This is a genomic window from Mycobacteroides abscessus ATCC 19977, from assembly GCF_000069185.1.
Classification (GTDB): domain Bacteria; phylum Actinomycetota; class Actinomycetes; order Mycobacteriales; family Mycobacteriaceae; genus Mycobacterium; species Mycobacterium abscessus.
In genome coordinates this window covers 3,351,774-3,375,820 of record NC_010397.1, presented here as the reverse complement: position 1 = coordinate 3,375,820, position 24,047 = coordinate 3,351,774, and the positions used below count along the sequence as shown (strand labels likewise).

Annotated in this window: 16 protein-coding genes; 9 read left to right on the top strand and 7 right to left on the bottom strand. The window is 63.9% G+C overall.

What is annotated here, in order from left to right; genetic code table 11:
- Positions 1-43 precede the first annotated feature (43 nt).
- Complete coding sequence (locus MAB_RS16880) at positions 44-514, top strand: MarR family winged helix-turn-helix transcriptional regulator (RefSeq protein WP_005093965.1); 471 nt, start codon at positions 44-46, stop codon at positions 512-514.
- On the opposite strand, the gene MAB_RS16875 is transcribed toward MAB_RS16880, so the two are convergent.
- A complete protein-coding gene (locus MAB_RS16875; protein WP_005130390.1) occupies positions 511-1,986 on the bottom strand; it encodes an aminobutyraldehyde dehydrogenase in 1,476 nt (491 codons plus the stop codon). The two genes, MAB_RS16880 and MAB_RS16875, sit on opposite strands and share 4 nt — an antisense overlap.
- A 123-nt stretch (positions 1,987-2,109) precedes the next feature.
- Between MAB_RS16875 and MAB_RS16870 the strand changes: the two genes are divergently transcribed.
- From MAB_RS16870 to MAB_RS16860, 3 genes are read left to right on the top strand one after another with little or no spacing between them, the layout of a single operon-like run.
- On the top strand, positions 2,110-2,616 hold the full coding sequence (locus MAB_RS16870; RefSeq protein WP_005111753.1) for an Lrp/AsnC family transcriptional regulator: 507 nt from the start codon (positions 2,110-2,112) through the stop codon (positions 2,614-2,616).
- Positions 2,613-3,998, top strand: coding sequence for an aspartate aminotransferase family protein (locus MAB_RS16865; protein WP_005093964.1), 1,386 nt, complete (start codon positions 2,613-2,615; stop codon positions 3,996-3,998). Before MAB_RS16870 ends, MAB_RS16865 begins: the two co-directional genes overlap by 4 nt.
- A 2-nt stretch (positions 3,999-4,000) precedes the next feature.
- Positions 4,001-5,230 carry a saccharopine dehydrogenase family protein gene (locus tag MAB_RS16860; protein ID WP_005111752.1) on the top strand — a complete coding sequence of 410 codons (1,230 nt, stop codon included), beginning with the start codon at positions 4,001-4,003 and terminating at the stop codon, positions 5,228-5,230.
- On the opposite strand, the gene MAB_RS16855 is transcribed toward MAB_RS16860, so the two are convergent.
- The gene (locus MAB_RS16855; protein ID WP_005111750.1) at positions 5,227-5,619 is read right to left on the bottom strand and encodes a PH domain-containing protein; all 393 of its coding nucleotides are present in this window, start codon (positions 5,617-5,619) and stop codon (positions 5,227-5,229) included. The genes MAB_RS16860 and MAB_RS16855 overlap by 4 nt on opposite strands.
- 270 nt (positions 5,620-5,889) lie before the next feature.
- Between MAB_RS16855 and MAB_RS16850 the strand changes: the two genes are divergently transcribed.
- The 4 genes from MAB_RS16850 (at position 5,890) to MAB_RS16835 (ending at position 9,870) form a co-directional block, all read left to right on the top strand.
- Positions 5,890-7,734: an acetolactate synthase large subunit gene (locus MAB_RS16850; RefSeq protein WP_012296656.1), complete on the top strand. Its 1,845-nt coding sequence runs from the start codon at positions 5,890-5,892 to the stop codon at positions 7,732-7,734.
- Positions 7,731-8,234 (top strand): acetolactate synthase small subunit, encoded by a 504-nt coding sequence (gene ilvN / locus MAB_RS16845; RefSeq protein ID WP_005056841.1) that lies wholly within the window; start codon positions 7,731-7,733, stop codon positions 8,232-8,234. Before MAB_RS16850 ends, ilvN begins: the two co-directional genes overlap by 4 nt.
- A gap of 60 nt (positions 8,235-8,294) precedes the next feature.
- Positions 8,295-9,296: a ketol-acid reductoisomerase gene (gene ilvC / locus MAB_RS16840; protein ID WP_005069737.1), complete on the top strand. Its 1,002-nt coding sequence runs from the start codon at positions 8,295-8,297 to the stop codon at positions 9,294-9,296.
- 142 nt (positions 9,297-9,438) lie between these two features.
- Complete coding sequence (locus MAB_RS16835; protein ID WP_005111747.1) at positions 9,439-9,870, top strand: DUF2752 domain-containing protein; 432 nt, start codon at positions 9,439-9,441, stop codon at positions 9,868-9,870.
- A 3-nt stretch (positions 9,871-9,873) separates the two neighbouring features.
- On the opposite strand, the gene MAB_RS16830 is transcribed toward MAB_RS16835, so the two are convergent.
- On the bottom strand, positions 9,874-10,920 hold the full coding sequence (locus MAB_RS16830) for an oxygenase MpaB family protein (protein WP_005111745.1): 1,047 nt from the start codon (positions 10,918-10,920) through the stop codon (positions 9,874-9,876).
- A 120-nt stretch (positions 10,921-11,040) separates the two neighbouring features.
- Positions 11,041-12,006 (bottom strand): ArsR/SmtB family transcription factor, encoded by a 966-nt coding sequence (locus MAB_RS16825; protein ID WP_005125531.1) that lies wholly within the window; start codon positions 12,004-12,006, stop codon positions 11,041-11,043.
- Positions 12,007-12,292: 286 nt separating this feature from the next.
- Here MAB_RS16825 and MAB_RS16820 point away from each other — a divergent pair, with 286 nt between their 5' ends.
- Positions 12,293-19,966, top strand: a complete 7,674-nt coding sequence (locus MAB_RS16820) for a non-ribosomal peptide synthetase (RefSeq protein ID WP_012296655.1) — start codon at positions 12,293-12,295, stop codon at positions 19,964-19,966.
- A 32-nt stretch (positions 19,967-19,998) separates the two neighbouring features.
- Here MAB_RS16820 and MAB_RS16815 read toward each other — a convergent pair whose 3' ends face one another.
- From MAB_RS16815 to MAB_RS16805, 3 genes are read right to left on the bottom strand one after another with little or no spacing between them, the layout of a single operon-like run.
- The gene (locus MAB_RS16815; RefSeq protein WP_012296654.1) at positions 19,999-21,180 is read right to left on the bottom strand and encodes a cytochrome P450; all 1,182 of its coding nucleotides are present in this window, start codon (positions 21,178-21,180) and stop codon (positions 19,999-20,001) included.
- A complete protein-coding gene (locus MAB_RS16810) occupies positions 21,167-22,570 on the bottom strand; it encodes an ABC1 kinase family protein (protein ID WP_005056872.1) in 1,404 nt (467 codons plus the stop codon). The genes MAB_RS16815 and MAB_RS16810 overlap by 14 nt, the downstream gene beginning before the upstream one ends.
- Complete coding sequence (locus MAB_RS16805; protein ID WP_005077101.1) at positions 22,567-23,982, bottom strand: ABC1 kinase family protein; 1,416 nt, start codon at positions 23,980-23,982, stop codon at positions 22,567-22,569. The genes MAB_RS16810 and MAB_RS16805 overlap by 4 nt, the downstream gene beginning before the upstream one ends.
- Positions 23,983-24,047: the final 65 nt, after the last annotated feature.

The following is a 24,047-nucleotide window of genomic DNA, read 5'->3' as shown; positions in this document are numbered from 1 at the left end:
TTAGCATGCTAACTATTACCATGCTAACCCCTACACTGGGTAGGTGCCAAGACAGTCGAGTGGGGACAGCGCCCGTGAGATCGAAGAGCTGGTGGCGGCCACGGATGCGCTCTACTTCGCCATGCGCCGGGGCAGGACATCGCCCGCGGGGACACAGGCGGGCATGAGTCGTTCGCAGCTTGAGCTGCTGGCGCCGCTGCTTGATCAGGAGTCGATGTCCGTGAGCAGGCTCGCCGGGACGGCGGGCGTGGCGGTGCCGACGGCCACCCGTGCGCTCAAGCAGCTGGAAGAGCGGGGGGTAGTCGCGCGCACCCGCTCATCATCCGATGATCGATTGGTATTGGTGGGGCTGACGTCTGGCGGGCGCGCGCGGGTGATCAAGGCGCAGTCGGCCTTTCGGGCACGGCAGCAGGAGGTTTTCGAGGAACTCTCCGTCGCCGATCGTCGTGCGATGACCGACAGTCTGACCCGCCTTGCGGCGCTCATCAACGACAATATGGACGCGCGCGCTTAACGTTTGGCGAAAATTGTTCGGTGCCAGTCTTTGTCTGCGGTGCCGGTGATGTCGCTCATCACGTGCTTGACGGTGAGATACTCCTCGAGGGAGTAGTCGGACATGTCCTTGCCGAATCCGGAGGCGCCGAAGCCACCGTGTGGCATCTCGCTGATGATCGGAATGTGGTCGTTGATCCATACGCATCCGGCCCTGATTTCGCGTGACGCACGTTGTGCGCGATACACATCACGGGTCCAGGCCGAGGCGGCAAGGCCATATGCGGTGTCGTTGGCCTGTCGTAGCGCGTCATCATCATCGGTAAACGGGCGCACGGTCAGTACCGGTCCGAAGATTTCGTCGCGGTAGACCTCGGACGTCTCCGCGACGTCGGCGATCAGTGTGGGCCGATAGAAGGAACCCGGCAGATCTGGAGCGGTCGCGCCGGTGACTATTCGGCCACCCTGCGCCGGGGCGCGGTCCACGATGCTCGATACCTTGGCGCGATGGGCGGCCGAGATCAGTGGCCCGATATCGGTATCCGGATCGAGGGGATCGCCGACGACGACCTTGCTCATCACCTCGCCGACGCCGGCGACGAAGTCGTCATACAAGTCGCGGGCGACGAGGGCCCGCGTGGCGGCCGTGCAGTCCTGGCCTGAGTTGATGATCGCTCCGGCAACCGCGCCCGCGATCGCGGCATCCATGTCGGCGTCATCGAAAACCACGAACGGAGCCTTGCCGCCGAGCTCCAGCTGGGTTCGATGACCGTGAACTGCCGCGGCCGCCATCACCTTTCGTCCTACTGCCGTGGAACCGGTGAAGGTCACCAGATCGACATCCGGGTGGCTGGCGAGCGCGTAGCCCACGTCGTCGCCGCGCCCGGTGACAACGTTGAGTACGCCCTCGGGTAACCCGGCCTCGGCCGCAAGGCGTGCCAGGGTCAGTGTGGTCAGCGGGGTCAGCTCACTGGGCTTGATCACCACGGTGCATCCCGCCGCCAGCGCGGGCAGCACCTTCCACACCGCCATCTGGAGCGGGTAATTCCACGGGGTGATGGTGGCGACCACCCCGGCGGCCTCGCGCCGAATGCTGGAGGTGTGGTCGGCGGAATACTCGGCCGTTGCCTTGCCTTCCAGATGCCTTGCGGCACCCGCGAAAAACTCGACATTGTCGATGCTTCCGGGTACATCGAATTCGGAGGCCAAACGCACCGGCTTGCCGGTCTGCGCCACCTCGTCGGCAACCAGTGTGTCGGCATTTGCGGAAAGGACGGCGGCCAACTTGGCCAAGACGCTGGAACGGTCGACCGGCGTGGACGAGGCCCAGGCGGGCCCGGCGGCGCGTGCTGCCGCCACCGCCGCGTCGACATCGGCGGTAGTGGCCAGTTTCAGGTCTGCGACGGCCTCGCCGGTTGCCGGATTGATCACACGATGGGTGTCTCCGTGTGTCGCGACGGGTCGGCCGTTGATCCAGCTGCTGGGAACACTCACCCTGCCCACGCTATCTAATCGGAGGCCTGACATCCACCGATTCCATCGTCAAATCTGCGCTATTCACGCCTATTCATCGATAACCGTTGCGAAATACGACGGAATCCGTGCACAATCAAGCTCGTGGCCAACAAGACACGACGACTGTTGCGGGTCGCCGACCCGAGCAACGGCTCCGCGGCATTCCCGCTCGACGAGGTTTCCAAGGCGATAGTCGAGGAGCTTCAGCAAGATGGGCGGCGCCCCTACGCGACCATCGGCAAGTCGGTAGGGCTCTCCGAGGCCGCCGTGCGCCAACGTGTGCAACGGATGATCGATGCAGGTGTCATGCAGATCGTCGCCGTCACCGATCCCATGCAGCTCGGATTCAAGCGTCAGGCGATGATCGGCATCAGATGCTCAGGAGACACCACCGAGGTGGCCGACCGTCTGTCCGAACTGGAAGCCGTCGATTACGTGGTGCTCACCGCGGGCACTTTCGACGCGATCGTCGAGGTGGTCTGCGAGGACGACGACGACCTGTTGGACCTGCTCAACAAGCAGATCCGCGCGGTGCCAGGAGTGACCTCCACGGAAACCCTGGTCTATCTGAAATTAGTTAAACAGCAATATAATTGGGGTACACGGTGACATCCGTCGATGTAGTACAAGACCTTTCCGGCGATCTGCACGCGAAGTCCTCGCGGCATCTGTGGGGGCACTTCGCCCGTCACGGTGCCGGTATCGCGCCGCCGATCATCACCCGGGGTGAGGGGGTGAGGATTTGGGACGATCGTGGCAAGAGCTATATCGACGGATTGTCGGGGCTATTCGTCGTGCAGGCCGGGCATGGCCGTGCCGAACTGGCGCAGGCCGCGGCCCGTCAAGCCGAAAAACTCGCCTACTTCCCGCTGTGGTCTTATGCCACCGAGCCGGCGATCGAGCTCGCTGATCGCCTCGCCGGGTACGCGCCGGGCGACCTGAACCGTGTCTTCTTCACCACCGGTGGCGGAGAGGCGGTGGAAAGCGCGTGGAAGCTGGCCAAACAGTTCTTCAAGCTGACCGGAAAACCCGGAAAACACAAAGTGATCTCGCGGGCCATCGCCTACCACGGCACCCCGCAGGGTGCGCTGGCGATCACCGGATTGCCCGCGTTCAAGGCGCCGTTCGAGCCGCTGACACCGGGCGGCTTTCGCGCGCCCAACACCAACTTCTATCGCGCACCGGAACCATATGCGCACGACTCCAAGGCATTCGGGCAATACTGTGCCGATAGGATCGCCGAGGCCATCGAGTTCGAGGGGCCCGATACCGTCGCGGCGGTGTTCCTGGAACCCGTGCAGAATGCCGGTGGTTGCTTTCCGCCGCCACCGGGCTACTTCGAACGGGTGCGTGAAATCTGCGACGAGTACGACGTGCTGTTGGTATCCGACGAGGTGATCTGTGCCTTCGGCCGCATCGGGTCGATGTTCGCCTGCGAGGACTTCGGATACCAGCCCGACATCGTCACCTGTGCCAAGGGCATGACATCCGGCTATTCGCCGATCGGCGCGATGATCGCCACCGACCGACTGTTTGAACCGTTCAACGACGGCAAGACCACCTTCCCGCACGGGTACACATTTGGCGGACATCCTGTTTCGGCGGCAGTGGCACTGGCCAATCTGGATATCTTCGAGCGCGAGGGACTCAACGACCGGGTGCGGGAGAACGCGCCCGTATTCCGCGCCACCTTGGAGAAGCTCTACGACCTGCCGATCGTCGGTGACGTGCGTGGTGAGGGATACTTCTACGGAATCGAGCTGGTCAAAGACAAAGCCGCCAAGACCACCTTCAGTGACGAAGAAAGCGAAAGACTACTGCGCGGCTTCCTGTCCGCGGCGCTCTGGGACGCGGGCTTGTACTGCCGCGCCGACGACCGGGGTGACCCGGTCATTCAGCTTGCGCCACCGTTGATCAGCGGGCCCCGAGAATTCGAAGCGATCGAGCAGATTCTGCGTGGTGTGCTCACCGAAGCCTGGGCCCGGTTATAGCCATGCGAATACTGATCGTGGGCGCCGGGGGAGTGGGTAGTGCGGCCGCCTTCATCGCGGCGCGGCGGGATTTCTTCGAGGCCCTGGTGATCGCGGATTACGACATCGCGCGAGCGCAGGCGGTGGTGGACCGTCTCGGAGATTCCCGATTCATGGCGGCCCGGATCGACGCCTCCTGCGCCGACGATGTGACCGCGCTGTGCCGAGAACACCGAATCACCCACGCGCTCAACGCGGTCGATCCCCGCTTCGTCATGAGTGTGTTCGACGGCTGTTTCGCGGCAGGGGTGACCTACCTCGACATGGCGATGAGTCTGTCGCATCGTCATCCGGACAAGCCCTACGAGCTGCCCGGCGTCATGCTGGGAGATGAGCAGTTCGCGGCCACCGAAAAGTGGAAGGCCGCAGGGCTGTTGGCGTTGGTGGGCATCGGTGTGGAGCCGGGTCTCAGTGATGTGTTCGCGCGGTACGCCGCCGATCACCTGTTCTCCGAGATCGACGAGTTGGGTACCCGGGACGGCTCCAACCTGGAGGTGCGGGGGTATCGGTTCGCCCCTTCGTTCTCCATCTGGACCACCATCGAGGAATGCCTCAACCCGCCCCTTATCTGGGAACGCGGCAAGGGATTCTTCACCACCGAACCCTTCAGTGAGCCTGAGGTTTTCGATTTCCCGGGCGGTATCGGCCCTGTCGAGTGCGTCAACGTCGAGCATGAGGAAGTGGTGCTCATGCCGCGCTGGGTCAACGCCCGGCGGGTCACGTTCAAGTACGGGCTCGGTGCCGAGTTCATCAACGTGCTGCGCACCCTGCACCTGGTCGGTTTGGACAGCACCGCCCCGGTGAGTGTGCACGCCAACGGCGGCACCGCGGCCGTCAGCCCACGCGATGTGGTGGCCGCATGCTTACCCGATCCGGCTGGGCTCGGGCACCTGATGCGTGGCGCCACCTGTGCTGGTCTCTGGGTCACCGGCACCGGCAAAGACGGTCGGCCCCGGGAGGTCTATCTGCACCATGTCGTCGACAACGAATGGACGATGGCCCGCGATGGCGCGCAATGCGTGGTGTGGCAGACCGCGGTGAACCCGGTGGTGGCTCTGGAGCTGCTGGCCGAGGGCGTGTGGAGCGGCGCCGGTGTGTTGGGGCCGGAGGCGTTCGACAGCCTGCCGTTCCTGGATCGGCTCAATACGTTCGGGGCGCCCTGGGGCATCCAGGAGCGGGCGGTCGCCGCCTAGTCGCGCCTGACGCCCTCGTAGGGATTAGGGACGCGGCCATTGCTGGCGGCGGACAGGATCGGCAGGGTGGAGAAGGTGACGCCGGGAAACCGGATGGTGCTGCCGTCGGTGAGCTTGGCCTGCGCCCAGGCGTGTTTGTCGAAGGTGAGACCTTCGATCTGCGACCACGGCACTGTTTTGGTGGACGTCAGGGTCCGTATCTGTGCGGACTCGGCGTTCACGGCGGTGCGGTAGCGCGCGATCGCGTACGACAGGCCGATCGGGATGAGCAGCAGCGGCGCCAGGATGGGAAGTGCGAGGACAAAGCTCAACATGCCCAGGGCCAGAAACCCGGTGACAAAGTGCGCCATCGGGGACGTCCGGATCACTGTGCGTTTCGCCTCGGCCATTGCTTCATTGTCGCCGACGGTGGGGTCTGCTTCTCATTCGGTGCGTCGCAGGCGGAACGGGATTTGACTCGGACCTCCAGAAACGACTACCGTGCGCGTTGTGAACAACCAAGCCTTGCTCGTAGTAATCGGTATGCGCGTCGACGCGTAGCCCGAGTCCAAGGCAACTCGCGCACACTCGACGCGCAACCCTCGTACAGCAGACCGCTGGCGGGGGTTTTTTGTTGCCATAGGTTTTCAGTACGGCCACAACAAGAGGACAGACCACCAATGAGCGCTCCCGCAAAGCCCAAGCCGGCTTCTGCTTCTGGGCGGGCCCCAGGAACAGCCCCGGAACCCAACACCGTCGCACCCCAGCGCGTCACCGGCGCGCAGTCGGTAGTGCGGTCGCTTGAGGAGCTCGGCGTCGAAGTGATCTTCGGCATTCCCGGTGGTGCGGTCCTGCCCGTCTACGACCCGCTCTACGACTCCACCAAGGTGCGCCACGTGCTGGTGCGTCATGAGCAGGGTGCCGGGCATGCCGCCAGCGGTTACGCGCATGCCAACGGCAAGGTCGGCGTCATGATGGCCACCTCCGGCCCCGGTGCCACCAACCTGGTCACCCCGCTGGCCGACGCGCAGATGGACTCGATCCCGGTTGTGGCGATCACCGGCCAGGTGGGTCGCGGCCTCATCGGTACGGATGCTTTCCAGGAAGCCGACATCTCCGGCATCACGATGCCCATCACCAAGCACAACTTCCTGGTGAGCAACGCCGAGGACATCCCGAAGGTGATCGCCGAGGCCTTCTACATCGCGCAGAGCGGCCGTCCCGGTGCGGTGCTCGTGGACATCCCCAAGGACATCCTGCAGGCACAGACCACGTTCAGCTGGCCGCCGCAGATCTACCTGCCCGGCTACAAGCCGGTCACCAAGCCGCACGGCAAGCAGGTTCGTGAGGCGGTCCGGCTCATCGCCGCCGCCAAGCGCCCGGTGCTGTACGTCGGCGGCGGTGTCATCCGTGCGGACGCCTCCCCGGAACTCAAGGAATTGGCCGAACTGACCGGCATCCCCGTCGTCACCACCCTTATGGCGCGCGGTGCATTCCCCGACAGCCACGAGCTGCACATGGGTATGCCCGGGATGCACGGCACGGTCGGTGCGGTGGCCGCACTGCAGCGCAGCGATCTGCTGATCACCCTGGGTGCCCGATTCGATGACCGGGTTACCGGGCAGCTGGACTCGTTTGCGCCGGAGGCCAAGGTGATTCACGCCGACATCGACCCGGCCGAGATCGGTAAGAACCGGCATGCCGATGTGCCGATCGTCGGCGACGTGAAGAACGTCATCATCGAGCTGATCGAGGCGATCCGGGCGGACCGCGCTGCCGGCACGGTGGCCGATCCTCTCTCCGAATGGTGGGAGTACCTGTCGGATGTCCGCAAGACGTATCCGCTGGGATACGACGCGCAGCACGACGGCAGCCTGGGCCCGGAGTTCGTCATCGAAACGCTGGGCAAGATCGCCGGACCCGACGCGGTGTACGTGGCGGGTGTGGGTCAGCACCAGATGTGGGCCGCGCAGTTCATCAAATACGAGAACCCGCGCACCTGGCTCAACTCCGGGGGCCTGGGCACCATGGGCTTCGCGGTGCCCGCCGCCATGGGCGCCAAGATGGCGCGGCCCGAGGCCGAGGTGTGGGCCATCGACGGTGACGGCTGCTTCCAGATGACCAACCAGGAGCTGGCGACCTGCGCCATCGAGGGTGTGCCCATCAAGGTCGCGCTCATCAACAACGGCAATCTGGGCATGGTGCGCCAGTGGCAGACCCTGTTCTACGAGGAGCGCTACTCGCAGACGGATCTGGCGACACACTCGCGCCGCATCCCCGATTTCGTGAAGCTGGCCGAGGCGCTGGGTTGTGTCGGATTGCGTTGCGAGCGTGAAGAAGACGTGGCCAAGGTGATCGAAGAGGCGCGCGCCATCAATGACCGCCCGGTGGTCATCGACTTCATCGTCGGTGCCGACGCTCAGGTGTGGCCCATGGTCGCCGCCGGCACCAGCAATGACGAGATCCAGGCGGCCCGGGGCATCCGGCCGCTGTTCGACGACGACGAATTGGTGGCAGACGAATGACAAGTACCCACACCCTGAGCGTTCTGGTCGAGGACCGTCCCGGTGTGCTCGCCCGCGTCGCCGCACTGTTTTCCCGCCGTGGCTTCAACATCGCCTCGCTGGCGGTGGGCCCGACGGAGCTCAAAGACGTTTCGCGCATGACAATCGTCGTCACCGTCGACGATTTTCCGCTCGAACAGGTCACCAAGCAGCTGAACAAGCTCATCAACGTGATCAAGATCGTCGAACAGGACGAGGACAACTCGGTGGCGCGCGAGCTGATGCTCGTCAAGGTGCGCGCCGACGCGACGGTGCGTGCACAGGTCATCGAAGTGGTGAACCTGTTCCGCGCCAAGGTGGTCGATGTGTCGCCGGAGTCGGTGACCATCGAGGCGACGGGCACCCAGTCCAAGCTGGATGCACTGCTGCGGATGCTCGACCCGTACGGTATTCGGGAGATCGTGCAATCCGGCGTTGTCGCGCTCTCGCGCGGCCCGCGGTCTATCGCCGCCGCCAAGTAGTACTTAAAAGAGAAGTACCGAAGAGAAAAGCCGAAGGGAATCAAGCAAGTGGCAGTTGAGATGTTCTACGACGACGATGCGGACCTGACCCTCATTCAGGGACGTAAGGTCGGCGTTATCGGGTACGGCAGCCAGGGGCACGCGCACTCGCTGAGCCTGCGCGACTCCGGCGTTCAGGTGAAGGTCGGCCTGCGTGAGGGCTCCAAGTCGCGCGAGAAGGTCACCGAGCAGGGGCTGGAGGTCGATACCCCCGAAGAGGTCGCCAAGTGGGCCGACGTCATCATGATCCTGGCGCCCGACACCGCGCAGGCCGAGATCTTCAAGAACGAGATCGAGCCGCACCTCAAGGACGGCGATGCGCTGTTCTTCGGACACGGTCTGAACATCCACTTCGGGCTGATCAAGCCTCCGGCCAACGTCACCGTTGCCATGGTCGCCCCGAAGGGCCCCGGCCACCTGGTGCGTCGCCAGTTCGTCGACGGCAAGGGTGTGCCCGCACTGATCGCCGTGCACCAGGACCCCAAGGGTGAGGGCCAGGCCCTCGCGCTGTCGTACGCCAAGGGCATCGGTGGCACCCGCGCCGGCGTCATCAAGACCGATTTCAAGGAAGAGACCGAGACCGATCTGTTCGGTGAGCAGGCCGTGCTCTGCGGTGGCACCGAGGAACTGGTCAAGACCGGATTCGACGTCATGGTGGAGGCCGGCTACGCCCCCGAGATGGCGTACTTCGAGGTGCTGCACGAACTCAAGCTGATCGTCGACCTGATGTACGAGGGTGGCATCGCCCGCATGAACTACTCGGTGTCCGACACCGCTGAGTTCGGTGGATATTTGAGCGGTCCCCGTGTTATCGATGCCGGGACCAAGGACCGGATGCGCCAGATCCTCAAGGAGATCCAGGACGGCACCTTCGTCAAGCGCCTCGTCGCCAACGTCGAGGGTGGCAACAAGGAGCTCGAGGGTCTGCGCAAGGAGAACGCCGAGCACCCGATCGAGGTCACCGGCAAGAAGCTGCGCGACCTGATGAGCTGGGTCGACCGGCCCATCACCGAGACCGCTTAGTCTCTGTTGATCTGAACGCAAGGCCCCCGCACTCTCCGGAGTGACGGGGGCTTTTGCGTTTCCGCGGTCTGTGCTCGACGGGAATGGTGTCCGTCGAGTATGCGACTGTGGCCATACCCGGAACGGTGGATACTGGAACGCGATGACCACCTCCCGTCCATCCACCGTCGTCTCCCGCCTGGCTGCCCCCGCCGTCGTGGCGGGCGCAGCGGCTGCGGGCTGCGCAGCGGTCTGGTTCGGCGACCCGACGACTCCCGGGGGAGTGCTGCCGGTGTGCCCGCTCAAGGCACTCACCGGACTTGACTGCCCCGGTTGCGGGGGACTGCGCATGGCCTACTCGCTGATGCATGGCGACGTGCTGGGCGCACTGCGGTACAACGCCGTTGGTCTGGTGGCCGCGGGTTTCCTCGCGGCCTGTTTCGTCGCGTGGACCGCCAGCCGCTGGCGGGGGGAATCAGGCTGGAATCCGCCCTGGTTGCGCGGGCGGACACCGGCCATCATCGCGGTGGTCTTTGTCGCCTGGTTCGTCATCAGACTGATCCCCGTCGCGCCGTTCACCGCGCTGCGGGTGTGAGCGCTACGCCGAGCGCTCCATGAGCTCGCGGGCGTTCTCTCCCAACGTAATACCGTCGTCTCCGATGAACAGCCGGGAGATCTCCCGAGCCAGCGGCTCGAGTGTGAACGGTACGAAGGCGGGCTGCGCCACCCGCAGCAGCATGGCCAGCACCGGGTCGGCGATCCGCGGAATTCCCAAATGGCGCCGCACCTTTGGCGGAACCACCGCCACCGAGGGCACCGCGGTGACGAGGGTGATCGCGGCGACGGCGGCGGCCGTTAGCCCGCCGAATCCTCGCGCGTTTCTGATCACCGATAGTGCGAATCGCGCGCCGCCCGGCACGAATCCCTTCACCATCCGGTATTCGGACTCGATGGATTCGTAGTAGGCCGCCACCTCATCGGAGGTCACCGGCACGGTGTCCGGATCGGCGCCCATGAGCTCTGCGAATGTCTTTACCTCGGCAAAGAATTGGTCCCGTTCGGCCTTGGGTAGCCGCCGGGGGATGAGGCGCCCCGGCGCGGGTGTGTTCTCGTAGATCCGCAGCGCCGCATGCATGATCGTCACGTGCGCGAAGAGCACCAGCGCGGGGCCCTGGGCGTCGTAGGGTCGATCGGTGCCCGGGATGATGCCCTTCATATTGCGGTGATAGTGGCGCAGGTGCGCGGCGAGGGCATCGGCACTCGCGGTGTCACCGAAGATGATCGGTATCGGGACGCCGGCGGTGCGCTGAATGCGTTTGACCGTGTCATCGAAGTCGACCTGATTGCGCTTGCTCTTGGTGAACACCGGATCGTGGTTGATCTCCACGGCTTGCAATCCCTCGTGACTGCCCTCCAGCAGCGCGGTCACCAGGACGATCATGGGTGCCACCGAGGGGTGCAGGAATACCCTCCAGGTCACCGAATCGGGGCCGAAATACCCGAAATCGGGATGCCCGTCGGGGCCGGTGCGTTGACCGGCGGGGGTGGCGCCCTCTCCGCGCCGCCAGATCCGGGCTTTGGCGTCACCTCGCGGCGGCATGCCTGCCGAACGTGGTGTTGTGGCGTGTGCAGCTGTGCTTGGCATCGTTGCCTCCCAGGGAGCGGTTTGCTACCTAGTATTGGAAACGTTAACAACGCCAGTTGTCAACAGCGCCGCGCGCAATTGTTACCGAGGTGGCTCCGATGCTGTAACCGCCACTGCCGGCTACCGGCGGTTGGCGTCGATCAGGTCCATTCCCAGGGCGGTGGCGTCGTGAATGACCGCCTTGCCGTCGCGACGGCTGCGCACCAAGCGGGCGTGCCGCAGCGCCGAGGTGTGCTCCGAGGCCGACGCGGGGCTGATCCCGAGATTGCGGGCGATGTCACCGGTGGTGTGTTGCTCAGCCAGCAGGCGCAACACGGCCGCCCGGGTCGATCCGAGAATCGCCGCGAGCGGATCGGATTCGGTGCCGATAGTGAGGGTCAAATCGATGGGTGCGGGATACGCGAGGACCACCGGCTGTTCGTCGAGTTCGCCGACCAGCGGTGGCCCAGCCCAGAAAATGCTGGGCGTCAAGACCATGCCGCGACCGCGTAACGCGATGGTGTGCCGTTGCGGACTGTCGATTTCGAGACAATCACCATTCCAGCGCGCCCCTGGAATGATCATGCCGAGTGCGGCCCGCACGCCATGGCGCGCCATCGCGCGCCCTTGCCTGACAAGTTCGATCTGATGGTTCGCCTGGATTTCCGGCCAGTACGGTTCCAGCACCGCCCTGTATGCGTCTTTTGTCATGCGCCCCAACGCCCTAGTGGCCTCACGATCGCCCGCGATGGCGTGCCGGAGATAGTGTGGCGCCCCTGCGCCTTCGGTGGGCCCGCGTCCGAAGACGGCCAACTCTGCCTGTGCCTGCCGCCGGTCCAGTTTTTCTATGGATTGCATGCCTTCGTCGAAATCGTCACCCAGCACGGTCGGCGACAATGACCACGAAAAGTGGCTCACCACTGCCCGCCCCGGCGCCGTCGCGATCGGGAACGCCGCCAACGCATGGCAACGCCACCGCTCACCCCACGGGGTACGAATCCCACGCCGTAGCGCGCGTGTCGCAAATTTCATTTCCAACAAGGGGGCGGGCATAGGCAGAAACCGGGTCAAGGCAAGGTCATTCGCGGTGAAAATGAGGCGTAGCACGCTGACCTACAGCCTGCTCCGGACCGCTATGACGAGCATTCCACCACCATATGCCCATACTTTCTGGCGCGCCCGAGAAACGTCGCGCTGGGTGAAGCCGTCGATGGCGGACGGCAACGAAGTCGACATTTCGGTGTCGGTCGAAAGGTTGTACCGCCTGCGAGCACCGCAGTTCAATCAGGATCGCGGTACCGGCGGGGTGAGAAGTGGATCGGCGATGCGGATAACGGCTGGTCGACCAATTGTCCTCCGCGGGTTGCGCTGAAAGCTGACGCGAGGGGCGGTCATGAGCGTTGATCCCAGCCGGACATTGTCGTCGTTGGACCTGCTCGATGACGACGAGCATGCCCAGCTGGCCACGTGGGGCAACCAGGCGGTGCTGAAAGAGTGCCCGGACACGATGCCGTCGATTCCTGCGGTGTTCGCGCGGCAAGTGGAGTGCACTCCTGAGGCATTGGCGCTGACCTTCGATGGTCAGTCCATGACGTACCGCGAACTCGATGAGGCCGCGAACCGGTTGTCCCACCTGCTCGTGGGCGCAGGCGCAGGCCCGGGACAGTTTGTGGCCCTGCTTTTTCCGCGCTCGACCGAGGCGATAGTGGCGATCCTCGCTGTCCTCAAGTCGGGTGCGGCCTATCTGCCGATCGATCCCGCGCTCCCGACCACACGGATCGAGTTCATGCTCACCGACGCAGCTCCTGTCGCCGCGGTGACTACGGCCGTTCTGGCGCACCGGCTGCATGGGCTGGGGGTGCCGGTGCTCGATGTCGACGATCCCGCTGTGTGTACTCAGCCCTGCACGGCTCCACCGATGCCGTCTCCAGAAGACCTTGCCCATCTCATTTACACATCGGGTACCACTGGTGTTCCCAAAGGCGTTGCGGTTACTCAACGCAACGTCGTTCAGTTGTTCGACAGGCTGGACATCGGTGTGGAGTTGGCACCTGGCCAGGTGTGGACGCAGTTCCATTCCTACGCGTTCGACTTCTCGGTCTGGGAGATCTGGGGTGCGCTTCTGCACGGTGGCCGCCTGGTGGTCGTACCCGACTCCGTGGCGCGCACACCGGAGGATTTTCACGACCTCTTGATGGGGGAGCGAGTCACCGTCATGAGCCAAACGCCGTCGGCGGCGGGGGTGCTCTCGCCGGATGGCCTGGAAGCGACGGCGTTGGTGATCGGTGCCGAGCCCTGCCCGCCCGAGTTGGTGGATCGGTGGGCTCCGGGCCGGGTGATGGTCAACGTCTATGGCCCGACGGAAACCACCATGTGGGCGTGCAAGAGCGCACCCCTGAGCGCAGGATCGGAAGGGCATGGGGTCCCCATCGGCTCACCGGTGGCGCATGCGGCGTCCTTTGTGCTCGATCGGTGGCTGCGACCGGTCCCGGACGGGGTTATCGGCGAGTTATATCTGGCGGGCGCGGGCGTCGGGTCGGGTTATTGGCGCCGTACGGCATTGACGGGGGCTCGGTTCGTGGCTTGTCCGTTCGGGATGCCGGGCGACCGTATGTATCGGACGGGGGATCTGGTGTCATGGGGCGCCGACGGGCAACTGCAGTATCTGGGGCGGGCCGACGAGCAGATCAAGATCCGCGGATATCGGATCGAACTCGGCGAGATTCAGGCCGCACTCGTGCGACTGGACGGGGTACGGCAGGCGGCGGTGATCGTCCGCGAAGACCGTCCCGGCGACAAGCGGATCGTCGGCTACATCACCGGAGGCGCAGATCCGGTCGGTGCTCGTGCCGCACTGGCCGAGCAACTCCCGGCTTACATGGTTCCGGTTGCCGTGGTGGCGCTGCAGACGTTGCCGGTGACCGTGAATGGCAAGCTGGACAAGCAAGGGCTGCCCGCACCCGAATACTCCGGTGTGGATTTCCGGGCGCCGTCCACTCCCGTCGAGGAGGCACTAGCGGGCATATATGCCCAAGTGCTCGGTGTTGATCGGGTTGGCGCCGACGACTCGTTCTTCGACCTCGGCGGCGACAGTATTCTGGCGATGCAAGTTGCCGGCCGGGCGCGGGCGGCTGGTGTCTTGTGCCGTCCGCGGGACATCTTCGTGGAGCAGACCGTGGCCCGGTTGTCCCGGGTGGTCACGTTGGCCGAGAACGAGATCCGGAATGTGGACGATGGCATCGGGCCCGTCGCGCCGACCCCCATCATGCACTGGTTGCATAGCGTGCCGGGCCCCGTTGAGCGGTTCAATCAGACGGTGGTCCTGCAGGCCCCGGCAGGAGCCGCTGAAGCCGACATCGTTGTTCTGCTTCAGGCGCTGCTGGACCACCACGGGACTCTCCGATTGCACGCCGAAAACAATGACGGTGGGTGGTCACTACGCGTGCCCGAGAAGGGCGCTGTGGATGCGCGAGCGTGTATTCGTACTGTCGAAGCGCTCTCCGATGAGGCCGTGGAAGCAGCGTGTTCGCGCTTGGATCCGGGAGCCGGAGCGATGCTCAGCGCCTTGTGGGCGCCCGCCGAGGGCAAGCTGGCGTTGGTGATTCATCACCTGGCGGTGGACGGGGTGTCGTGGCGCATCCTGTTGGAAGACTTGAATGTCGCCTGGGCGCAACGTCGCAGCGGTCTGGACGTGGCGCTCTCGGGAGCAGGGACGTCTTTCGCTCGATGGGCGTCACTGCTTCGGGAGCAGGCACTAAGCGCGGGTGTGGTGGAGTCGGCGGATGTCTGGCGGTCGGTGTCGGCGGTACCGCCCGCGCTGCCGGTGGTTCGGCCCGGCGTAGACACCTACGCCGTCGCGGGCACGTTGTCGGTGGCTCTGGACGCCGACGTCACACGGATGCTGCTCGGTGAGGTACCGGCCGCGTTCCATGCTGGGGTGCAAGACGTTTTGCTCATCGCCTTTGCACTGGCCTGGAACGAATTCCTGGGTGCGGGCGGTGCTCCCATCGGCATCGACCTCGAAGGCCATGGCCGCGCCGAAGAGCTGGCCGCCGATATTGATCTGTCTCGGACGGTGGGATGGTTCACCGCCAAATATCCGGCGGCGCTGTCGGTGGGTGACCTTTCGTGGGCGCAGGTCAGCGGTGGCGACTCCGCGTTGGGCCTCGTCGTGAAGTCGGTGAAGGAGCAGCTGCGCGGCCTCCCGGACCCATTGTCCTACGGCCTGCTGCGATATCTGAATCCGGAAGTGGCCCTGCCGCATTCGGACTCCGCCATCGGATTCAACTATCTCGGACGGCTGGGCGCTGGGGCGACGGAGGCTTCAGAAGATATTTGGACGATCAGCCACGAGGGGCTGTCCTGGACGAGCGCGTCCTCGACGGTCCCGATGCCCATGGCCCACACGGTGGAGCTCAACGCCGGCATCCTGGAGTCAAGCGTGGAGTCAGGCCCGCGGCTACAGGCGGTCTGGACATGGGCGCCGTCGCTGGTAGACGCGATCCAAGTTCAGCGGTTGAGCCGGCTGTGGTTTGAGGCACTCGTGGGTATCTGCACTCACGTGCGCACCGGCGGTGGCGGGCTGACCCCGTCCGACATCCTGCCCGCCCGGCTGACTCAAGGCGAGCTCGACGAGCTGACGAAGTGTCTTCGTGTCGCAGACGTGCTGCCGCTCACGCCGGTGCAGCAAGGATTGCTGTTTCACTCCGCCATTGCGGCACGTGCGGACAGTGCCGCGGCAGGTACGGCCCTCGCCGATATCTATGCGGTGCAGTTGAACCTCACGATGACCGGAGCCGTCGATCCGCGCCGGCTGTACAACGCGATGCACGCTGTCGTGAAGCGGCACCCGAATCTGGTGGCGCGATTCTGCACGCGGTTCGGTGAGCCGGTTCAGGTGATCCCGGCCGACCCGATGATCTGTTGGCAACAAACCGAATTCGAATCCACTGAGGAGTTGGAGCGCTTCTGCGCCGCCGAGCGTGTTGCCGCGTGCGATCTTGCGGGCAAGTCGACGTTCCGGTCGGCATTGGTGCGTACCGGAGGCGACAAGCACCGGTTCATCCTGACCTTCCATCACGTAGTGATCGATGGGTGGTCACTGCCGATTCTGTTGCGCGAGATCTTCGCAATTTACTTCGGCCAGGCCCTTGCTCCCGCGCCGTCCTACCGTGGCTTCGTCAGCTGGTTGGCTCAGCAAGATCGTGAGGCCGCACGCGCGGCGTGGCGTAAAGCCCTGGAGGGTTTCGAGGCCCCTACGCTTGTTGCTCCGCGATCTGTTCCGGGCTCGCGCGGTGTCGCGTCGTATCGGATCTCAGCCGAGACCACCCGGGCCTTGGGCGATCTTGCGCGCTCGCAGCACACCACGGTCAGCACGGTTTTGCGGGCGGCGTGGGCACAGTTGCTCATGGTGCAGACCGGAGCGCATGACGTCGCCTTTGGCACAGTGGTATCGGGTCGACCGGCGCTGTTGACGGGAGCCGACTCTGTTGTGGGTCTGCTGATCAACACCGTGCCGGTGCGAGCGCGGGCCACAGCGACCACCACAGTGGCTGATTTGCTGCGCGACATGCAGAGCATCCACAACGATCTTCTTGAACATGAACATCTGGCGCTCAACGAGATTCATCATCTAGCCGGCCACGATCGTCTGTTCGACACCCTCTTTCTGTACGAGAACTACCCGGTGGACGTCAGCACCTTCATGGGTACGCATGAGCTGGGGATCACCGAATTCACCAGCCGTGAATACAACCATTACCCGCTGTCGGTGATGGCGCTGCCCGGTCATGAGCTCGGCATTCGCATCGAATACGACACCGACGCGTTTGATGTCGCCGACATAGGCGCGCTGGTCCAACGACTCCGGCGGATTCTGGGGGCGATGACCGCGGCCCCGGCGCGGCGAGTCCTATCGATTGATGTGCTCGAGGTGGCAGAGCGCGGTCGACTGGACAGTTGGGGCAATCGGGCTGTACTGGCATGTGCCACAGCTGCCTCGAGTTCGATCCCGGAGGTGTTCGCGCGACAGGTCGACCGTGCACCGCAGGCGGTGGCACTGACGTTCCAAGGCCGGTCGATGACCTATCGCGAGCTCGATCACGCGGCCAATCGGTTGGCGCAGCTGCTGGCCTCGCGCGGGGCCGGACCCGGAGAATCGATAGCGCTGATGGTGCCGCGCTCCGATGACGCGATCGTCGCGCTACTGGCGGTGCTGAAGACGGGCGCCGCCTACCTGCCGATTGATCCGGCGGTACCGGTGGCGCGGCTGGAATTCATGCTCGCCGATGCCGCACCGATCGCCGTGGCCACCACAGCCGAGTTGCGCCAACGCCTGGCCGGATCGAGTATTCCCGTTCTCGTAATCGACGAGCACGTTGTCGACGAGCCCGCCGCGGTTTCGTTGCAGGCACCCCGGCCGGACGACATCGCGTACACGATTTACACCTCGGGTACGACGGGTACGCCGAAAGGGGTAGCCGTGACCCACCGTAATGTCACCCAATTATTGGAGACGTTGCCCGTCGGCTTGCCCGCGGGCCCGGGCCAGGTGTGGTCGCAGTGGCACTCGATGGTCTTCGACGTTTCGGTCTGGGAGGTCTGGGGCGCCCTACTGCACGGCGCGCGCCTGATGGTGGTACCAGAGGCTGTAGCGGGCTCACCACAGCATCTGCACGATCTGCTGGTCACCGAGAAGGTCAGTGTTCTGCATCAAACACCTTCTGCGATAGGAATGCTGGATTGGGACGGCGTGGACGACATGGCCGTCGTCGTGGCGGGTGAGCCGTGCCCGCCGGAGGTGGTGGACCGGTGGGCGCCTGGCCGCCTGATGCTGAACGCTTACGGTCCGACGGAGGCGACGATCTATGCCGCGATCAGCATGCCCTTGTCGCCCAAAACAAGTCCGGTGCCTATCGGTTCACCGGTGCGCGGCGGGGCTACGTTCGTTCTCGATGGCTGGTTGCGGCCGGTACCGCCCGGCGTAGTCGGCGAGCTGTATTTGGCCGGATCGGGGGTGGGAGTCGGTTATGTGCATCGATCCGGGCTGACCGGGTCACGTTTTGTGGCATGCCCGTTCGGACGTCCGGGCGTGCGAATGTATCGCACCGGCGATCTGGCGCGATACAGCGAAGACGGCCAGCTTCAGTATCTGGGGCGCACCGATGAGCAGGTCAAGATTCGCGGCTATCGGATCGAGCTCGATGAGATCCGGTCGGCGCTGGCCGAGTTGGACGGCGTGGAACACGCGGCGGTCATCGTCCGGGAGGACCGCCCCGGCGACAAGCGTCTCGTCGGCTACGTCACCGGAACCGCAGACCCCACTATGCTCAGAACCCTACTGGGGGAGCGACTTCCGCAGTATATGGTTCCGGCCGCGGTGGTCGCGGTCGACGCAATACCCCTCACCATCAATGGCAAGCTCGACAAACGTTCATTGCCCGCGCCCGTCTATCACGACGCCGCACGCTATCGAGAGCCGGTGAGCCCCGTTGAGCGGACCATCGCCGATATCTATGCCCACACACTTGGTCTCGAGCGGATCGGGGTCGAGGACTCCTTCTTCGACGTCGGTGGAGATTCAATCTCGGCCATGAGGGTCGTCGCGGCGATCAACACGGCTCTCGACGTCGACCTAGAAGTGTGGACAATTTTCGACGCACCGTCGGTGAGAAGCTTGAGCGCCCGCCTGAATGGTGCCGTGAGTGCGTCTCCTATCGCCGAAAGTTCACGAACGAGCTGTGCGTCGGTACACGGGCGGGGAGTCACTCAGGTGATGGCCACCGATCTCACGCTAGACAAATTTGTCGATGTCACGGCACTGATAGCCAACCGCTCACGACGCCATCCGCGAGGTGACGTGAGAGAGATCCTGTTGACCGGAGCCACCGGATTCCTCGGGCGCCACCTGGTGCTGCATTGGCTACGAGAGATGGAGCATGCCGGCGGCACGCTGACCTGCTTGGTGCGGGGCTCGTCTCATGAAGAAGCGCGCAGCCGTCTCGAAAAATCCTTCGACAGTGGCGATCCAGGCCTCATGGCCCTTTTCCGCAGGTTGGCCGCCGATCGGCTGAAGGTCGTCGCGGGTGACAAGGGCGAGCCACATTTGGGACTAGAGCCGCAGACATGGGAGCACCTCGCCGAATCCGTCGACCTGGTCGTGGATTCGGCGGCCTTCGTCAACAGCGTCCTGCCCTATGAGGAACTTTTCCGACCCAACGTCGTCGGGACCGCCGAGTTGATCCGGCTCGCCCTGACGGCCAAGCTCAAGCCCTACACATTTGTGTCAACGTCCGATGTTGGCCGGCAGGTGGATCGGTCAAAGTTCACCGAAGTCGCCGACATTCGCGAAATCAGCCCCAGTCGCGTACTCGACGCCGGTTACGCCAACGGCTATGCCAATAGTAAGTGGGCGGCCGAGGTGCTCCTCAGGGAAGCGCACGATATGTTCGGGCTGCCGGTCGCGGTATTTCGTTCCAGCATGGTCATGGCCGACACAAGCTACGCGGGCCAACTGAATATGGCCGATACGATCAGCCGGATGGTGCTGAGCATCATGGCTACCGGTGTTGCGCCCGAATCGTTCTATCAGCTTGACATGCACGGCAATCGGCAGCGAGCGCACTTCGACGGTCTACCGGTGGAATTCGTCGCAGAGGCGATTGCCACCTTGGGTTCTCAAGCAACCGATGGGTTTGAGACCTATCACGTGATGAACCCGCATGACGACGGCGTCGGAATCGACCAGTTCGTCGACTGGTTGGTAGAGGCGGGTCATCCGATCGAGCGAGTCGGTAACTTCGGAGTCTGGTTGCAGCGGTTCGAGGCCGGTCTGCGCGCGTTACCGAACCCGCAGCGCCAGAATTCGGTGCTCCAGATGTTGATGGTATTGAAGCAGCATGGACAGCTGCGGGCGCCGGCACCGACATGCGGGTCCTATGCGCCCGCCGATCGGTTTCAGGCCGCCGTACGCCGCGCGAAAATTGGTTCAGACCAGGATATTCCACATATCTCGGCACCGATCATTCTCAAATACGTCACCGATCTGCAGATGCTCGGATTGTTGTAGCGGCGCAGATGATTCCTATGCGGCAGCGTCAGCTACGTTTGGAAGCGCATCGGGATGCTGCGTGGTCCCCGAATCGCGGGAGTGTCGCGCCAGCTTACGGGGCCTGTTATCACCGGTTGACGTGCCAGCACCTCGCGCAGGACTAACGTGGTCTCCAGCCGGGCCAGCGCCGAGCCCAGGCAGTGGTGTGTGCCGTACCCGAAGGCCAGTGGCGGGCTCGTGCGATCACGCCGGAAGACGGCGGGGTCCACGAACACCTGTGGATCGCGGTTGGCGGCGGCAATCGCGATCAACACAGTCTGTCCCCCCTCTATGGTATTGCCGGCGAGGGTGTGTGCCCTGGTCGCCACGCGTGCGGTGGCCAGGACCGGACCGTCCAGCCGAAGCAGCTCGGTGATAACCGTGGGGTCGTCAGGATCGATATCATCTGCCAGCCGGGTGCCGTCGGGACGTGGAGTCAGCAGCCGAACCATGCTTGCTCCTAACAGGTTTGCCGTTGTCTCATGGCCCGCTATGGCGATAATGAGGGCCGTTGTGACGACGTCTTCCAGGGGTAGGTCGGTGTTGGACGCGATCAGGCTGAGCAGGTCGTCGCCCGGGTGTGCGCGGCGGTCGGCCGCCAGAGGCAGTAGTTCGGTGGCGAGGGTGACGCCGGCGGCGGTGCCAGCCATGACCGTATCGACGTCGGCGAAGGCGCCGAGCATCTGAATGATGGCCGGGGATTCCTGGCGCAGGACAGCGGCCGACGAGTCGTCGAGGCCAAGCCATTCGCCGATGATGGCGATCGGCAGAGGCAGGGCGATATCGGCCATGAAGTCGAAATATTCTCCTGTGGAGGGGTATTCGACAACATGCGAGGCGATGGTGTGTACGCCCTCCCGCAGGCCGGCGATGAACCCTGGGGTGAACACGTCGCGGACGGTCCCCCTGAGCTCGGTGTGGTCTGGTTCGTCGGCGAAGAGCATGTTCCTGCCGAAGCCGGACGAATCGAGGAATTCGGGAGCCTGTGCCCGCAGCTGGGGGCTTGCGAGTGGATCGCTCGACCAGCCGGAACCACCTAGCACCTCGCGGGCGGGCTGATAGCCGAGAACCACCCAGGTACCGGCATTTTCGTCTAAGACCACGTCACCGTGGGCTCGTAAGTCTTCGAGGTAGACATAAGGATCTCGGGAATCCCAGGGGATTCGCGGGGTGACGGGGTTAGCAGTGGTCATGGCGATCCAATCCGAAGGGTAGGCCGCGGTCACGCACCCACGCGATATGCTGTCTACCTAACGGGGAAACGGGTTCGCCGACCCCGTCGAGATCATCGAGCAGTGCGCGCGTGTGCCCCGTCGCGTTGAGCGTGGCCGACAGCGCGCTGATATTGAGGTTGATCCGTGCTAGGAATACCAAGTCACTGGGTATCGACATTTGATGCAGCGTCTGGAAATTCAGCAGCGACCGGGTGGCGCTGGTGGAAACCTCACGGGTAAAAGTGACGGGTTGAGGAGCACGGATGTCTTGCACGGTTGACCCGAGCCAGTCAAAGACGTCCTGGGACGAAAGCGGCGAGTCGGCGGCGAAGTAGCCAGCGTCGACCATCAACTGGCGCAGGTCTTCCCGACGTTCGTCGGCGGCGGCACGGATCATTCGGACAAGCCGATACCGGAGGGGCTCGGGGACTACTTTGATGCAGCCGAAATCGACAAAACCGACTGACCCGTCCAACCCGAACCGATAGTTGCCCGGGTGCGGATCGGCATGAAACAGGTTGGCATGCCGAAACGACCCAGTGCTGAAGCGCCAGATAGCTTCAACCCAAACGTTCTTGAGATCCTGGTCGGCCTGCTGTGCAGCCGTCCAGTCCAGACCGTCCAGGTAGGTCATGGTGAGCACCCGATTTCCGGATGCTCCGGAAATCACCTCGGGTATCCGGATAAAGGGATGGCCGTCGTACAAGGCGGCGAACGCCTGGATATTGGCAGCCTCGTGCCGGTAGTCCAGTTCCTCGGATATACGCGCGGCAACCTCGTCGGCCATCTGGCGATGATCCAGTTGTGGCTTGGGCCCGGCGATGCCGGTCGCGAAGCGCAGGAAGGTGGCCATGAGTTCGGCGTTCGACAGGTCATGCCTAATGGCTTGGGCCACACCCGGATACTGAATCTTGACCGCGACCTGCCGACCGTCGTGCAGGGTCGCCCGGTGCACCTGGCCGATCGATGCCGCAGCGATGGGATCGTCGCAGAAGGCGGAGAACAGATCCTCCACGGGCCGCCCCAGGTCCTCCTCCAAGGCTTGCCGTGCCAAGAGCGGATGCATTGGCGGTGCGTCGGCCTGTAGGCGCGTTAATGCGTTCTGATATGGCGTGAGTTGGGCATATCCATGGGAAGCGATATCGGCGACCGAGAAGATCTGCCCGGCTTTCATCAGGACACCTTTGGAGTGCCCGAGGAGTTCGGTGTAGCGCTCGGCTGTTCTCTCGTGGAAACGGTTGATGGCTCCGGTGTCGCCAGCTTTTTCACGTAGGCCCGCGACGAGTCGGCCGCCTGCTGCACGGGCGGTGAAGCCTGCCAGTGGCATGGTGCGCCGGATCCGTCCCCGGGGAATGTGACGGTCACTCATAACCGGGCACCAACCTCTGACTGCTCGCGTGGGTCCAGACCGAACGGTAGGCCGCGTTCCTTCACCCAGGCAACATGTCGAATGCCAAGGGCGGTATCTGGTTCCGCGATTCCGATCATGTCGGCAGCAGCGGATCGGGAGCTCACGGTGGCCCCGAGTTTTGACATTGCAGACCGGACGCCGAGTGGGAAACGCACCAGGTAGATGAGCTCGGGGGGTAGGGAGATGCGACGCGATAGCGAGCTGTCCAGCGCGGTGAGGTTGCGGTCTATCAATTGCGGTGTGTAGGTGACCGGCTGTGGCAGCGTTGCGTCAGCGTTGATCTCATTCATCCAGCGGAGAGCTTCGTCGGCGGACATGCTGGAGTGGGCGGCAAGGAAGCCCGCTTCTTTCATCGTGGAGTGGAGATCGGCAGGTCGCTGTTGGATGCTTGCGGCGACCATCCGAATCCAGGCGAGACGATGGCTCTCCCGAAGGTTCTTGACGGATCCGAAATCGACAATTCCGAGGCTACCGTCCAGTCCGAACCGGTAGTTGCCGGGATGCAGATCTGTGTAGAAGGCGCAAGCATGTTGCAGCGGTGCAAGGCTGAATCTCCACAGTGCCTCCGCCCAAGTATTTTTCAGCTCTTGGTCGGCTTGTTGCGCTTCGGTCCAGTCGATCCCGTCGACATAGGTCATCGTGAGGACTCGGCGCGTGGACAGCTCCGGTACTGCCTGGGGTACCCGGATGAACGGGTGCCCGGCGAACAGCCGGTGGAACGCGGAGATATTCTCCGCCTCCTGCTTATAGTCCAGTTCCTCCTTGATTTGAGCCGAGATATCTCGTGCCGTCGCAGGAAGATCGATCGCGTATCTGCGGTCCAACAGCGCAAAGGTGACTCGCAAGAATGTGGTGACCAGCTCGGTGTTGGCGAGGTCATCTTGAATCGCCTGTGCCACACCGGGGTATTGAATCTTCACGACGACATCACGGCCATCGTGAAGCGTCGCACGGTGAACCTGGCCGATCGAGGCCGCAGAGATCGGATCGTCGGTGAAACTGGCGTACGCCTGGCTTGTAGGTACGCGGAGCTCAGATTCGAGGACACTACGCGCCAATGCGGGGGCCATGGGCGGCGATTGGGTTTGAAGTCGAGTCAATGCCTGCTCGTACGGCGAGATTCCGCCGTCGGCACCGTTCATATCGATGCTCGAAAAGATCTGTCCTGCCTTCATCAGAACGCCTTTGGAGTGCCCGAGGAGTTCGGTGTAGCGCTCGGCTGTGCGGTGATGGAAGCGGTCGACGGCTCCGGTGTCTCCGGCCTTTTCGCGTAGGCCCGCGACGAGTCGTCCGCCCGCTGCGCGGGCGGTGAAGCCTGCCAGTGGCATGGTGCGCCGGATCCGTCCCCTGGGTACTGGCTCCTCCGCCATGGCGTCCTCCTACCGATGACCCGTCCCGGGTGTTAAAGTACTCACTGAGTGAGACTAAGTGATTA